This is a genomic window from Massilia aurea (assembly GCF_040790145.1).
GTDB classification, from domain to species: domain Bacteria; phylum Pseudomonadota; class Gammaproteobacteria; order Burkholderiales; family Burkholderiaceae_D; genus Telluria; species Telluria aurea_C.
Genome location: NZ_JBFMMP010000005.1, coordinates 238262 through 252018, shown reverse-complemented (window position 1 = coordinate 252018; position 13757 = coordinate 238262). Strand labels below are relative to the sequence as shown.

At 64.3% G+C, this 13757-nt stretch carries 11 protein-coding genes; 5 read left to right on the top strand and 6 right to left on the bottom strand.

What is annotated here, in order from left to right; translation table 11 throughout:
• The first annotated feature begins 20 nt into the window (after positions 1 to 20).
• The 3 genes from AB2N08_RS10775 to AB2N08_RS10765 all read left to right on the top strand — a co-directional run bounded on the left by AB2N08_RS10775 (position 21) and on the right by AB2N08_RS10765 (position 4873).
• Positions 21 to 1577: a methyl-accepting chemotaxis protein gene (locus tag AB2N08_RS10775; protein WP_367610634.1), complete on the top strand. Its 1557-nt coding sequence runs from the start codon at positions 21 to 23 to the stop codon at positions 1575 to 1577.
• A gap of 319 nt (positions 1578 to 1896) precedes the next feature.
• A complete protein-coding gene (gene pilB, locus AB2N08_RS10770; protein WP_367610633.1) occupies positions 1897 to 3621 on the top strand; it encodes a type IV-A pilus assembly ATPase PilB in 1725 nt (574 codons plus the stop codon).
• A 19-nt stretch (positions 3622 to 3640) separates the two neighbouring features.
• Positions 3641 to 4873: a type II secretion system F family protein gene (locus AB2N08_RS10765; protein ID WP_367610632.1), complete on the top strand. Its 1233-nt coding sequence runs from the start codon at positions 3641 to 3643 to the stop codon at positions 4871 to 4873.
• A gap of 9 nt (positions 4874 to 4882) precedes the next feature.
• On the opposite strand, the gene AB2N08_RS10760 is transcribed toward AB2N08_RS10765, so the two are convergent.
• The 6 genes from AB2N08_RS10760 to AB2N08_RS10735 form a co-directional block, all read right to left on the bottom strand.
• Entirely contained in the window at positions 4883 to 5971 is a 1089-nt protein-coding gene (locus AB2N08_RS10760) for a porin (RefSeq protein ID WP_367610631.1), read from the bottom strand.
• A gap of 103 nt (positions 5972 to 6074) precedes the next feature.
• Positions 6075 to 7463 (bottom strand): c-type cytochrome, encoded by a 1389-nt coding sequence (locus tag AB2N08_RS10755; RefSeq protein WP_367610630.1) that lies wholly within the window; start codon positions 7461 to 7463, stop codon positions 6075 to 6077.
• Between the two features lie 12 nt (positions 7464 to 7475).
• Positions 7476 to 9251 (bottom strand): GMC family oxidoreductase, encoded by a 1776-nt coding sequence (locus AB2N08_RS10750; RefSeq protein WP_367610629.1) that lies wholly within the window; start codon positions 9249 to 9251, stop codon positions 7476 to 7478.
• Between the two features lie 2 nt (positions 9252 to 9253).
• Positions 9254 to 9979 (bottom strand): gluconate 2-dehydrogenase subunit 3 family protein, encoded by a 726-nt coding sequence (locus AB2N08_RS10745; RefSeq protein WP_367610628.1) that lies wholly within the window; start codon positions 9977 to 9979, stop codon positions 9254 to 9256.
• A 330-nt stretch (positions 9980 to 10309) separates the two neighbouring features.
• The gene (locus tag AB2N08_RS10740; protein ID WP_367610627.1) at positions 10310 to 10549 is read right to left on the bottom strand and encodes a hypothetical protein; all 240 of its coding nucleotides are present in this window, start codon (positions 10547 to 10549) and stop codon (positions 10310 to 10312) included.
• 150 nt (positions 10550 to 10699) lie between these two features.
• Positions 10700 to 12070, bottom strand: a complete 1371-nt coding sequence (locus AB2N08_RS10735) for a hypothetical protein (RefSeq protein WP_367610626.1) — start codon at positions 12068 to 12070, stop codon at positions 10700 to 10702.
• Positions 12071 to 12269: 199 nt separating this feature from the next.
• On the opposite strand from AB2N08_RS10735, the gene AB2N08_RS10730 reads away from it, so the two are divergent.
• Positions 12270 to 13139, top strand: a complete 870-nt coding sequence (locus AB2N08_RS10730; RefSeq protein ID WP_367610625.1) for a prepilin peptidase — start codon at positions 12270 to 12272, stop codon at positions 13137 to 13139.
• Positions 13136 to 13741: a dephospho-CoA kinase gene (gene coaE / locus AB2N08_RS10725; protein WP_367610624.1), complete on the top strand. Its 606-nt coding sequence runs from the start codon at positions 13136 to 13138 to the stop codon at positions 13739 to 13741. Before AB2N08_RS10730 ends, coaE begins: the two co-directional genes overlap by 4 nt.
• The last annotated feature ends 16 nt before the right edge of the window (positions 13742 to 13757 follow it).

Genomic DNA, 13757 nt, shown 5'->3' with positions numbered 1-13757 from the left:
CTTTGTTTCTGGAGACAAGCATGAGCATCAAGCGCAGGATCTGGGCACTGCCCATCATTTCGGCCATCATCTTCGGCCTGGGCGCCGGCATTGCCGCGGGCATCGCGAACGGCGCCCTGAACTCGATCACCACCACCGAGACGGTAGACTATCCGCTGATGGACGCCGTCAAGGTCCTGTCGCTCGACATCGCCGCCGTCACGGTCACGCTGACCGATGCCGTCACCGAAAACGACAAGGCGCTCGTCGACCAGGCCAATGGCCAGGCCGCCAAGGTACGCACCGCGCTCGGCCAGCTCGGTCAGATCCCCGGCCAGCAAGCCACCGGCGCGCGCCTCACTACCGAATTCAATGCGTACTACACGCCGGCGCTGGCCTCGGCCCGCATCATGCTCGACATGGAGCAAGGCGACCCGCAAGCCACCGTCGGCGCGATGCAAAAGGCGCTGGCCACGCTGAACGCCGACCTGGCCAAGACGGCCGAGAGTGCCCAACGCCAGTTCGCCGCCGGCATCGAGGCCAGCCAGGACAGCGTGCGCCGGACCGTCTTCGCGATGGTACTGTCGGCCCTGATCGTGATCGCCGTGCTGGTCGCGATCTCGTGGTTCATGGTGCGCACGATCTGGCAGCAGCTCGGCGGCGAGCCGGCGTATGCACGCACGATCGCGCAGGCCGTGGCCGCCGGCGACCTGTCGATGGAGATCCACACCGACGCCGGTGACAGCAGCAGCTTGCTGGCGGCGCTGAAAGAGATGCGCACGCGCCTGGCCACGCTGATGGGCGACATCAAGGTGTCGGCCGACGCCATCGCCAGCGCCAGCAGCGAAATCGCCAGCGGCAACGCCGACCTGGCCAGCCGCACCGAATCGCAGGCATCGAACGTCGACCGCACCACGCGCGCGATGGCCGAACTGACCGATGAAGTGCGCCAGAACGCGGCCAACGCCAGCGAAGCGAGCGCACTGGTGGCAACGGCCAACGACATCGCCACACGCGGCGGCGACGTCGTCGACGGCGTGGTCACGACGATGGGCGACATCAGCGCCTCGTCGAAGAAGATCGTCGACATCATCGCCACCATCGACGGCATCGCCTTCCAGACCAATATCCTGGCGCTGAACGCGGCCGTGGAAGCGGCGCGCGCCGGCGAGCAAGGGCGCGGCTTTGCCGTCGTGGCCAGCGAAGTGCGCACGCTGGCGCACCGCTCGGCGGCGGCAGCCAAGGAAATCAAGGGCCTGATCGGCGACTCGGTGGCCAAGGTCGATGCCGGCAGCGCGCTGGTGGACGAAGCCGGCACCACGATGGCGCAGATCGTCGACGCGGTGCGCAAGGTGCAGACCATCATGCTCGAGATCCGCGACGCCGGCGCGCGCCAGAACGCCGGTATCGAAGACATCGGCCTGGCCATCGACAGCATCGACGCCATGACGCAGCAAAATGCGGCGCTGGTCGAAGAAGCATCGGCAGCGGCCGAATCGCTGACAGGCCAGACCGGCCACCTGACCGATGCGCTGGCGGTGTTCAAGCTCGCACAGGGCGGCGCCGCACCGGCAACGCGCCTGGCGCTCGCGCGCTGACGCATGGCGAAGGCCGGCACAGCAGGCATAATGCCGTGTCGGTACTGTTGCAAAAACCCAGCTTTACAATGCGACCACAACCGTAATTGCTTTACCAAGAGTATTTCATCGCGGTCAATGCGGCTCACTCTGTGGGCGTCAGACCGGGGCGGGATCTTCGTGGACGATTCGGCATCGCATGCCAAATCGTCCACGTGGTAACAAAGCCGCTACCCACACCAAATACTTTACAAAAGTAGTGCCCGTAGGCATCATCCCCTGACCCGCCGGCGACTCTGGCGCCCTAGTCGCATTCCTGAGGTACCCACACCCGGCTCATATGGCAGCAGTCCTCCCTCATCCGACCACCGGCACACCGTTGTCGGGCCTGGCGCGCGCGCTCGTACAGGCCAACCGCCTGAGCGCCGTGCAGGCGGACATGCTGCACAAGAAAGCCGCGCAGGAAAAAGTCGCGTTCATCGATGCCCTGCTGGCCAGCGGCGCGATCGAGTCGCGCGCGCTGGCCGCGTTTTGCGCCGAAACGTTCGGCTATCCGCTGCTCGACCTGTCGGCGTTTTCGGTCAATGTGCTGCCCGCCAGCGCCATCGACGCCAAGCTGATGCAGGCCCAGCGCGTGATCGCGCTCGCCAAGCGTGGCAACAAGCTGTCGGTCGCGCTGTCCGACCCTACCAATAGCCAGGCGCTCGACCAGATCAAGTTCCAGAGCGAAGCGACGGTGGAACCGGTCATCGTTCCGCACGACGCCTTGCTGGCCCTGCTGGCGGCGATCGCCAAGGGCGCCGAGCAAGACCTGAGCGACCTGGCCGGCGAAGAAGCGGCGATCGAGTTCGCCGACGACGACAAGGACGTTGCGCCCGTCGAAGCGGCCAACGATGTCGAAGACGCGCCGATCGTGCGCTTCCTGAACAAGATCCTGATCGACGCCGTGACCATGGGCGCGTCCGACATCCACTTCGAGCCATTTGAAAAGTTCTACCGCATTCGCCTGCGCGTGGACGGCGTGCTGCGCGACCATGCCTCGCCGCCGTTGGCGATCCGCGAAAAGCTGGTCTCGCGCATCAAGGTGCTGGCGCGCCTGGACATCGCCGAAAAGCGTGTGCCGCAAGATGGCCGCATGCGCCTGATCATGTCGGCCACGCGCACCATCGATTTTCGTGTCAGCACGCTGCCCACGCTGTTCGGCGAGAAGACCGTCATGCGTATCCTGGACGCGACCCAGGCCCAGATGGGCATCGACGCGCTCGGCTACGACCCGGACCAGAAGGCGCTGCTGCTCGACGCCATCGCCCGCCCCTACGGCATGGTGCTCGTGACCGGCCCGACCGGCTCCGGCAAGACCGTCTCGCTGTACAGCTGCCTGAACCTGCTGAACAAACCGGGCATCAATATCTCGACAGCGGAAGACCCGGCCGAGATCAACCTGCCCGGCGTGAACCAGGTCAACGTCAACGAAAAGGCCGGCCTGACCTTCCCTGTTGCCTTGAAGTCGTTCCTGCGCCAGGATCCCGACATCATCATGGTCGGCGAGATCCGCGATCTGGAAACGGCCGACATCGCGATCAAGGCCGCCCAGACCGGCCACATGGTGTTCTCCACGCTGCACACGAACGATGCACCGTCGACGCTGACGCGCCTGATGAACATGGGCGTGGCGCCGTTCAACATCGCCTCGTCGGTCATCCTGATCACGGCCCAGCGCCTCGCGCGACGCCTGTGCACCTGCAAGCAGCCGCTCGAGACGAGCGATGAAGCGCTGCTCGCCGCCGGTTACCGCGAAACCGATATCGACGGCACCTGGAAGCCTTACGGCCCGGTCGGCTGCGATCGTTGCCTGGGCTCCGGCTACAAGGGCCGGGTCGGCATCTACCAGATCATGCCGATCTCGCCGGCGATCGAGGCGCTGATCCTGACCAACGGCAATGCGATGGAAATCGCGGCCCAGGCCGAGAAGGAAGGCATCAATTCACTGCGCCGCTCGGGCCTCATGAAAGTCAAGCAAGGTCTGACCAGTGTTGAAGAAGTACTCGGCTGCACCAACGAATAAGACCTGAACAGGAACCCCTATGGCAACTTCCCTATCCCCCAAAAGCCGCGGCGCGCAGATCAAGGAAAACGTGTACGCGTGGGAGGGCAAGGACAAGACCGGACGGACCGTACGCGGCGAAGTGCGCGCCGGCGGCGAAGCAATCGTCAACGTGACCCTGCGTCGCCAGGGCATCATGGTCACCAAGGTCAAGAAGAAGGTCTACCGCAGCGGCAAGAAAATCACCGACAAGGACCTGACCATGTTCACGCGCCAGCTCGCGACCATGATGAAGGCCGGCGTGCCGCTGCTGCAATCGTTCGACATCGTCGGCAAGGGCCACGGCAACCCGTCGATGGCCAAGCTGATCCAGGACCTGCGCAACGACGTCGAGACCGGCACCAGCCTGAACCGCGCGTTCCGCAAATTTCCGCTGTATTTCGATCCGCTGTTCTGCAACCTGGTCGGGGCCGGCGAACAGGCCGGTATCCTGGAAGACCTGCTCACGCGCCTGGCAATCTACAAGGAAAAGACGCTGGCGTTGAAGGCCAAGATCAAGTCGGCGCTGACCTACCCGATCGCCATCCTGGCGGTGGCGTTCATCGTCACTGCGGTGATCATGATCTGGGTGGTGCCGGCTTTTAAACAGGTGTTCGAAAGCTTCGGCGCCGACCTGCCCACGCCAACCCTGGTCGTGATGGCGATCTCGGACTTCTTCGTCACCTGGTGGTATTTGATCTTCGGCTCGATGTTCGCCGCCGGCTACTTCTTCTTCCAGGCCTGGCGCCGCTCGCTCAAGATGCAGCAGGCGATGGACCGCCTGCTGCTGCGCCTGCCGATCTTCGGCAGCGTGATCCGCAAAGCCACCATCGCGCGCTGGACGCGCACGCTGGCGACCATGTTCGCCGCCGGCGTGCCGCTGGTGGAAGCGCTCGATTCGGTCGGCGGGGCGTCGGGCAACGCCGTCTATCTGGAAGCGACGCGCAAGATCCAGAATGAAGTCAGCACCGGCACCAGCCTGACGGCGTCGATGCAGAATGCGGACGTGTTTCCCAATATGGTGATCCAGATGGTGCAGATCGGCGAAGAATCCGGCTCGCTCGACGCCATGCTGGGCAAGGTGGCGGACTTCTTCGAGGACGAGGTCGACGAGGCGGTGGCGGCGTTGTCGTCGCTGATGGAGCCACTCATCATGGTGATTCTGGGTGTGCTGATTGGCGGGCTGGTGGTGGCGATGTATTTGCCGATCTTCAAGCTCGGTTCGGTGGTGTAAGCAGCGGCCTCAAAAATCGTGGCGCAGGCCGACCGCGATCGCACGGCCGCCGTGGACGATGGCGCCACCGTCATCCAGGCCACCGCGGCGCGCAGTCAGCGCCGCGGTGGCGGCTTCGTGATAGACCTCGGCGAATACCCTGGACTGGCTCGACAAGGCATGGTCGATGCCGACATGGACGATCTCGTCACCATAGTTGTCGACCTTCGCCAGCATCAGCTTGACCGTGCTCTTGCCCATGACGTAGTGGCCATAGAAATTGACGGCGCGGTTGCCGTTCGTCGAGAAGCTGTCCGCCTGGCGATTTCCTGATTCGAAGGCCTCGTACTTGATCGCCAGATACAAGTCATCGACCTGATGGCTCAGCGCGATCCCGTACAGGCGGTTCCTGCCATACCCGGCGTCGCCACGGTCATCGATCCCGGCAGCCAGCCGGGTGTCGCCACGCGTATAGGTCGCCGCCGCCTGCCATCGCCGGTCGTCGATGCGGGACGTCGAGCGCCGATTGCCGCTGCTGCCGGAATACGCCGCGCCAAACGACAAGCCTTGATAATCCGGCGTCGAATAGGCCAGCGTCTTGGCAACCCGGAACACGGTATAGGTCGCATAACCGCTGTAATAACTGCTGAACATGTCCACCGGCGCCGCCACCGCATTGTAGAACGGCATCCACTGCTGGCCGTAGGTGATGGCGCCAAACTTGCCCTGCACGCCGATGGTGGCAAGGCGAATCGGCTCGTCCTGATCGTAGGGATCGCGCAGCCGCGTATTCGCGACATCGACCGGTAGTTCGAGTTGCGCGGTGAGCGCCAGGTTGGCATCGACCGGATAGCGCGCGTTGATGCCCACCCGCGAATAGGCATCGCGCATGCCCGTGTACGCACGGTCGTGATCGGGACTGACCGTCTCGAGTTGCGAGCGCAGCGAGCCATAAAGGTCGATGCCTGGGGAATCCTGGGCGGCCGCAACGCTGCACCAGATGCAACCGTATAGTGAAAGCGCCATGCGCGCCGGCGTGGTGGCGAAGAACGTCATCGACGATGTGCGAGTGGCTGGAACAAAGCGGTTGGCTGCTGCCAGGATAAGTTTGATCGTCATGGGAATTCGGTCGTTCGGTCGGCAAAAAAAAAGCGGCGCCGCCAGTACCCGGTCACGTGAATGACCTTGTACTGGCGGCGCCGCCGTCATGCTACCAAAAAACTCAGTGCTTCGTATCGCCCTTGTCGAGCTCATGGATTTCATGGTCCTTGAGCGCCTTGCGCACCTTGGCGACATCGGCCGCGCCGACTGGCGAAGCCTTGTTGCCCCAGGCCGTACGCACGAAGGTGGCCAGGTGCGCCGTCTCGTCGTCCGACAGGCGCCACGCGAAGCCCGGCATGCCCAGCTCCGATGGCGCCGTGTGGGTCGATGGCAGGCGCGCCCCGGCCAGGATCACGCGGATCAGCGACGTTGGGTCTTCCTGCAGCACGGTCGGATTGCCCGGCAGCGCAGGGAACACATTGCCCGAGGCCTTGCCGTCAACCCGGTGACACGCCGAGCAATTGTCCAGATACACCTGGACACCGCGCTGGCTGTCGTCGCCGCTCATGATCGCCTGGACCGTCGCCGTGCTGGCCGCGAAGCTGGCTTTCTTGTCGCCGCTCGGCGGCAGCGTTTTCAGGTAGCCCGCCATCGCGCTCAGGTCGGCATCCGTCATGTTCTGCGTGCTGTGCAGGACGACATCCTGCATCGGCTCGCCGAGCACGCCAGAATGGCTGTTGCGACCGGTTTTCAGGGTATCGACGATATCCTTCTCGCTCCAGTTGCCCAGGCCATCGACATTGTCGCCACGCAGGTTGACCGCGAGCCAGCCGTCGATCAGCGGACCGCCGGCCAGGTACTCGGGACCGGACTCGTCCAGCGCCAGCTCGTTGAGCGTGGCGGCGCGCGGGGTGTGGCAGGTGCCGCAGTGCCCCAGGCTCTGCACCAGGTAGGCGCCACGCGCGATGCGCTGGTCGGCGTACTTCGACAGGTCCATCGGGCCTTGCACCGGCACGAAGGTCTTGCGCCAGATACCCAGTGGCCAGCGGATCGACAGCGGCCAGCGGATATCGGCCGGGCGATTCGCGGCACTTTCCGGCGCCACGCCGTGCATGAAGTAGGCGTACAGCGCGCGCAGGTCGTCGTCGCTCATGCGGGCATACGACGGGAACGGCATCGCCGGGTACAGCGTGCCGCCCGTTGGCGTGATGCCGTGGCGGATCGCGCGGTCGAAGTCGTCCAGCGTGTAGTTGCCGATGCCGGTCGCCTTGTCGGGCGTGATGTTCGTCGAGTACATATTGCCGATCGGCGACTGGATCACGCGGCCGCCCGCGAACGCCTTGCCGGCGGGCGCGGTGTGGCAGGCGATACAGTCCGAGGCGGTGGCGACATAGCGCCCCTTCTCGATCAGGCCCGCATCAGGCGTGGCGCCGGCAGCCAGCAGCGGACCAGGTTCGATCTTGCGCGTCTCGGTCGGCGCGACGGCGTAGCCGTACACGCCGGCAAACACCAGCGCGCCAACGATGCCAAGGGTCAGGAGGACTTTTTTCCCCGATTTTTTCTTCGTCATGTGATCGTCCTCTTAAGCTTGGACCAGGGGACCTGGGTTCTTGACGTATTGCTCCCGGATCGCCTTGGCACACCAGTAGGCCAGCGCGCCGACCATGCCGGTCGGGTTGTAGCCATTGTTCTGCGGGAAGGCATTGGCGCCCGGCGCGAACACGTTCGGCACGTCCCACGACTGCAGGTACTTGTTCAGGGCCGACGTCTTCGGGTTGTCGCCCATGATCGCGCCGCCCACCGTGTGCGTGCTCTGGTACTGGTTGATGTTGTAGTGCGTGCCCGGCTTTTTCGCATCGCCCTTGGTGGCCAATGGATTAAGCACCTGACACATTTCCTGCGCCTTGCCGACCAGGTATTGCGACGCGATGATTTCGTTGTCGTGCCAGTCGAACGTCATGCGCAGCAGCGGGCGGCCGAAGCCATCCTTGTAGTTCGGATCGAGGTCGAGGTAGGCGTCGTCGTACGACATGCAGGAGCCCTGCACTTCGTAGTAGAACGAATGGCGCATGGCGTCCTTGGCGCCCTTCTTCCAGTCGCTGCCCCAGCCCGGCACGCCCGGCGCCGTCGCGATGCCGCGCACCGGACCGCCGCCCGGCTGGCGCGCCCAGATGATGCCGCCGCCGATGAAGCCGGTCTTGGTCGGATCGTTGCGGTTGCCGTTCAGGTCATCGAACGTGGCGCCGCCGCCGCCGATGCCCATGAACTGGTTGGCGTGCACGGTTTCGTCGAAGAACAGCGAGACCCGGTTCAGGTTCTGGTACGAGTAGTTCTTGCCGACGGTGCCGGTTTTGGTGACAGGATCGTAGGCCGGGCCAATGCCGGACAACAGCATCAAGTGCACGTTGTACAGCGCAAATGCGGCCAGCACGACGATGTCCGCCGGCTGCTCGGTTTCGCGGCCCTGGGCGTCGAGGTAATTCACGCCGGTGGCCATCTTGCCGTCCGGGGTCAGGTTGACCTTCATCACTTGCGCCATCGTGCGCATGTCGAAGCCCTTGCGGCCGCGCAGCACCGGCAGAATGTTCGCGTTCGGGCTCGCCTTCGAGTAATTCAGGCAGCCATAGTCGGAGCAAAAGCCGCAGAAATTACATGGGCCCATCTGGCAGCCGTATGGATTGACGTAGGTGCCCGAGGCGTTCGAGGCCGGGATCGGGTACGGGTGGTAACCCATTGCGGTCGCGGCCTTGTAGAAGTATTCGGCGCCGAGATAATCCGGGTTCGGCCCGAGCGGGAATTCGCGCGAGCGCGAGCCTTCGAACGGGTTGCCGCCGGCAACCTGCTGGCCATTGATGATGCCGCCCTTGCCGGAGGTGCCGCACACGTATTCGAAGTGATCGAAGTGCGGCTCCAGGTCTTCATAGGTGATCGGGAAATCCTGGATCGACATGCCAGCCGGCAGGATCTTCTTGCCGTACTTTTGCTCCATGATGCTGCGGATCTTGAAATCCTCAGGCAAGGCGCGGAAGTGGCAGCCCGACCAGTGCGAACCGGCGCCGCCGACACCGGTGCCCGGCTTGAACGAGCCCATGCGGCGCATCGGCACGGCCTGGGTGGTGCCGTTGTGGCGGATGGCGATGGTTTCTTGCGCCAGCGATTGCAGGTACTTGCGGTGCACCGAGCCTTCGAGCTCGTCGATCACGCGCGGATAGGCGAAGTCGGGTTGCGTGTCGCGGTCGGGACCGCGCTCGAGCACGACGACATTCAGGCCGGCGTCAGTCAGTTCCTTGGCGATGATGGCGCCAACCCAGCCCATGCCCACGATGACTGCATCTGTTTTTGGTTTTACGATTGCCATTGTTATCCCCTTCGTCCTGCCAGATCCACCGGACCCAGCGGGTACGGCTTGTCGCGAATTTTGACCCACTCGAGATAATCGCCCCGCATCCCGGGGTAACCGATCATCTTCCATGCGCCCATGTTTTTATTGCCGCCATGGCTTGGATCGGCGAAGTAGCCGGCCCGCACTTCGGCCAGGAAGTCGGCGAAGAACAGCTTCGACGAGATGTCGGCCAGCTTGATCTTGCCTTCTTCGAGATCCTTCAACACCGTCTCTTGCATGCGCACGTCGAGGTCGGCGAACGCCTTGCCCGAGAAGCTGCTGGCGCAGTGCGCATCGACGGCCTTGATGCCCACGCGGATGATGTCTTTCAGCGCCAGCTTGCCCTGGTAGCCGAATTCGGACGTCGCTTCGAGGAACGGGCCCTGCATATACCAGATGGCGCCGGCGGCGTAGGGCGTCTGCATGTGGCGGTCGAGGAATTCCGGCACGCCGAGTTCGACGGCGCCGGGGCCGTGCTGGTCATGCGGAATCAGGCGATCGACAGCGGCGATGACGAATTTCCATTCGCTCGCGGTGAAGAATTTTGGGGTGTAGGCATCGGGCTTGCCTTCGGCCGGCGCAGCGGCCGTCGCGTTCGGCAAGTTCTGGTGAAGCGCAGCCGCGGCACCCGCGCCCATCGGCACGAAGACGAGGGTCTTGATGAGAGCGCGGCGCCGGGAAGGAGATTGCTGGTCGTCGGACATAATATTTCTGCTCCATGTTGACGTTGAATATGAATGCGTCTCGCATGATAACAATGCTGACACTGACGCGCCATTGGAAATGACCACAATAAAGACGGCATTAGCCGGCGCGTCGCACGCATCGCCGCGCTGGCTCGCCAATTCGCTGGTGCATATTCCCATCGCTGAAATAGAAAACCTTATATTGACAATTGAAACATTCGACTATTCTGAAAATTCGATTGTTTTAAATAATTGGAACAGACCGTTAGCAGAACGTCGATAACATGGCGTCGGAGGGACAACCGGCATTGATGCAATTCGCAGAATTGTCGTTACGAATGTATCCGATCAGGCCAGCCGATCGCGTTCCGGCCGGGTGCGACGCCAGGCGAACAACGCAGTGCGGCCGGCCTGGCAACTGTGTCGCGTTCTGCTGCGGCGCGATGCGCGCATGCCGGCGCCAACTTCGCGCATGGCTGACGTCACCGTGACTTGTTGCGCAAATGGAACAATATCAAGAGCATGCTGAGCGAAATATCGATATATCAATGTTTCGATATCGTCGTAACGGCGCTGCCATTTGGCCATTCCGATACTGCTTGTTAATAACGGATTTGGGAATTATTACCGAGAAGAATGGAATCATCGCGCCCAATGCGGGAATATCGCCAATCGCGCCTGCTGTGAATCAGCGCACAAGAATTAGATGGCAGCGCGACAGTATTTTGCCTGTGGCGATTATCGCTCTGCGGCGTGCATGCCACGCCGCGCCCGAGCCAATGCTGCACGCAGCAGCGCAGCGCCCATGGCCCATGGCCGTTGCCGGTCCAGACCACGCCGGCCCATCCGCTGGGGCAGGAAGAATCGCCCGAAGGTCGACAAGCCACGCTCGCGCATGGCCCAGAAACAGCCGCCAGCGAGCGTCGTGTCGAACCCATCCTCGGCGCGCAGCAGGTACAGCGCCGTACCAGAACACATCGTGATGTCGGCCTGGGCATCGCGCGCCAACTGGCGCAGGCCGCGCCGGTACGACAGCTCGACCGTCTGGCGCAGGTCGGGCAAGCTCAGCAACAGCGGGCGCAGCACGCCGAGCAGTTCGAGCAGGCGCGGCAGCGCATGCAGGCGTGTGTTGGCGCGCGCGCGGTAGCTGCCGAATGCTTCCTTGAGCTCGGCGAGCGCGGCCTGAGCCGGAAGCCGCAACGGTTCGGGCCGCTCGCGCCAGAGCGCCATCCAGTAGGCCAGCGCGTCTTCGTGCTGCGCGCCAAGGGTAGCCAGGGTATCGAATGCCAGGTCGATCTGCGCCCCAGGCCGCAAGAAGCGGATGATGCCGCGCTGCGCGGCCAGTCGCGGCGCTGCAAGCACGCCCAGCGGCGTGCGGCGCCCGTGGTTGAGCCAGGCATTGTCGACGCGACTGAAGCGCGCGAACGAGGCAACCGGCACGATCAGGCGCGGCCGGAATGCTTCGGCCTGCAACGCCATGCGCTCGATGCCGCGTTCGGCGGCCGCCTCGCGCCGGGCGGCATCGGCCGGGTTACCGCACCAGGCCAGCGTGGCGAAGCCGGTGAGAAGCACATCGACCCGCTGATGGGCCGCCCGCAGTTGCGCGGCGGCGCTGCGGCACGCCGGGCCGGTGGCCAGCGCGCGCTCGCCCAGGTGCAGCAGCGTGCGGCGCCCGCACGCGATCAGGCAATATGATTCGCCCTCGCCGCTGGCGTACGCCGTCAGTCGCAGGTCGCGCGCCAGCGTGCGCAGCTGCCCGGCGGGGCATTCGGCAATGGCCAGGCGGTGGCGCCGTAGTTCGCCGATCAGGCGCCAGTCGTGGCCCTGGCGATACAAAAACGTGGCGATGCCGCGAAATTGCGCGCGAAAGCGCTGCAGGAACTGGCGCGACAGGCGATCGGGCCGGGCGCTCGAACACCAGACAAAGACCGGCAAGCCGCTGGCGTTGAGTTCGGCAATCAGGCGTGCGCTGCCGGTGGCGCCGTCGAGCAGGCTGCAGGCGTCGTTGTGCACCGTGCCTTCGAGCCAGGGATCGACCAGCAACAGCGCGCTGTCGGTGCGCACCAGGAAGCTGGCGTGGTTCAGGAATGTGAAAGTCGGACTTGGCATGGGCGCGGCGGCACGGGTAAGAGTCGATTGGATCGAGCCTAGTGCGTGGCGACGCAGCGCGCGTGAGGCGTCGCAATCGTGCGCGGGAACCGGCAAAGCGCTTCGCCAAAGTGGGGAAACGCCCTACAATAAGGTTGTTGTAGAGAATCTACTGTGCAGTTTCTCCGTACTGCACGCCACCCGACCCGGAACGACCGCCATGCCCCTGGAATCACTTTTGTTCGCGCTCCCTGCACAGCTCGCACCCACACTGGTGGCAGCCTTACTGGGCCTGCTGGTCGGCAGCTTCCTGAACGTGGTCATCTACCGCATCCCCAAGATGATGCAGCGCGAGTCCGACAACTACGTGGCGCAGGAAAGCGGCAAGCCGCCGCCGCACACCGACCGCTTCAACCTGACGGTGCCCCGCTCCGCCTGCCCGTGTTGCGGGCACCAGATCACGGCCATGGAAAACATCCCGGTCATCAGTTACCTGGCCCTCGGCGGCAAGTGCCGCAAGTGCAAGACGCGCATCTCGCCGCGCTATCCGGCCGTCGAACTGTTCACCGCCATCATCTCCGGCCTGCTGGTCTGGACCTTCGGCAGCGGCGCGATGGGCATGGCCAGCGTGGTCTTCGCATGGCTGCTGATCGCCATGACCTTCATCGACTTCGACACCCAACTGCTGCCGGACGACCTGACCTATCCGCTGTTGTGGGGTGGCCTCCTCATCAACCTGAATGGCACCTTCGTGCCGCTGCAGGACGCCGTTATCGGCGCCGCTGCCGGCTATCTGGTGCTGTGGTCCGTGTATTGGCTGTTCAAGCTCGCCACCGGCAAGGAAGGCATGGGCTACGGCGACTTCAAGCTGCTCGCTGCCCTGGGCGCCTGGCTGGGCTGGACCGCGCTGCCGACCATCATCCTGCTGTCGTCGGTCGTCGGCGCGATTGTGGGCATCAGCCTGATCGTGTTCGCCAAGCGTGCGCGCGACAAGGCGATCCCGTTCGGCCCGTATCTGGCGGCGGCGGGCCTGCTCACGATGCTGTACGGCGCGCAGCTGGGCGGATTCACGGCGGGCCTGCTGGGATGACGACAGCGTTTTCTGTGGGCCTGACCGGTGGCATCGGCTGTGGCAAGAGCACCGTGGCCGACCTGTTCGCCGCGTTGGGCGCGACCATCGTCGACACCGACGTGATCGCCCATGCATTGACGGCGCCGCAGGGCGCGGCGATGCCGGCCATCGTGGCCGAATTCGGCCCGGACTTCGCGCAGCCGGACGGCGCGCTCGATCGGGCCCGCATGCGCACCCTCGTGTTTGCGGACGCCACGGCGCGCGCGCGGCTCGAAGCGATCCTGCATCCGCGCATCCGCGCCGCGACTGCGGCGGCCGGCCAGGCCGCCACCGGCGCCTACGTGATCTATGTGGTGCCGCTCCTGATCGAATCGGGTAGCTGGCGCGAGCGCGTCACCCGCGTGCTGGCGGTCGACTGCTCGGAAGATACCCAGGTCGCGCGTGTCATGCAGCGCAGCCGGTTGAGCGTCGACGAGGTGCGCGCGATCATGGCGACCCAGGTCACGCGCGCCCGGCGCCTGGCCGCGGCCGACGACGTCGTCGACAATGAGGCCGGCCTGGAAGCCCTGCGAATGCAGGTGGAAGCCTTGCATCAGCGGTATCTGGCGTTAAGAGTGTAACAAGAGTGATGCAGTG

Coding starts and splice junctions, on each gene's coding strand:
- AB2N08_RS10775 (WP_367610634.1), top strand. CDS start 21: ATGAGCATCAAGCGCAGGATCTGGGCACTGCCCATCATTTCGGCCATC.
- pilB (WP_367610633.1), top strand. CDS start 1,897: ATGGCAGCAGTCCTCCCTCATCCGACCACCGGCACACCGTTGTCGGGC.
- AB2N08_RS10765 (WP_367610632.1), top strand. CDS start 3,641: ATGGCAACTTCCCTATCCCCCAAAAGCCGCGGCGCGCAGATCAAGGAA.
- AB2N08_RS10760 (WP_367610631.1), bottom strand. CDS start 5,971: ATGACGATCAAACTTATCCTGGCAGCAGCCAACCGCTTTGTTCCAGCC.
- AB2N08_RS10755 (WP_367610630.1), bottom strand. CDS start 7,463: ATGACGAAGAAAAAATCGGGGAAAAAAGTCCTCCTGACCCTTGGCATC.
- AB2N08_RS10750 (WP_367610629.1), bottom strand. CDS start 9,251: ATGGCAATCGTAAAACCAAAAACAGATGCAGTCATCGTGGGCATGGGC.
- AB2N08_RS10745 (WP_367610628.1), bottom strand. CDS start 9,979: ATGTCCGACGACCAGCAATCTCCTTCCCGGCGCCGCGCTCTCATCAAG.
- AB2N08_RS10740 (WP_367610627.1), bottom strand. CDS start 10,549: ATGGCCAAATGGCAGCGCCGTTACGACGATATCGAAACATTGATATAT.
- AB2N08_RS10735 (WP_367610626.1), bottom strand. CDS start 12,070: ATGCCAAGTCCGACTTTCACATTCCTGAACCACGCCAGCTTCCTGGTG.
- AB2N08_RS10730 (WP_367610625.1), top strand. CDS start 12,270: ATGCCCCTGGAATCACTTTTGTTCGCGCTCCCTGCACAGCTCGCACCC.
- coaE (WP_367610624.1), top strand. CDS start 13,136: ATGACGACAGCGTTTTCTGTGGGCCTGACCGGTGGCATCGGCTGTGGC.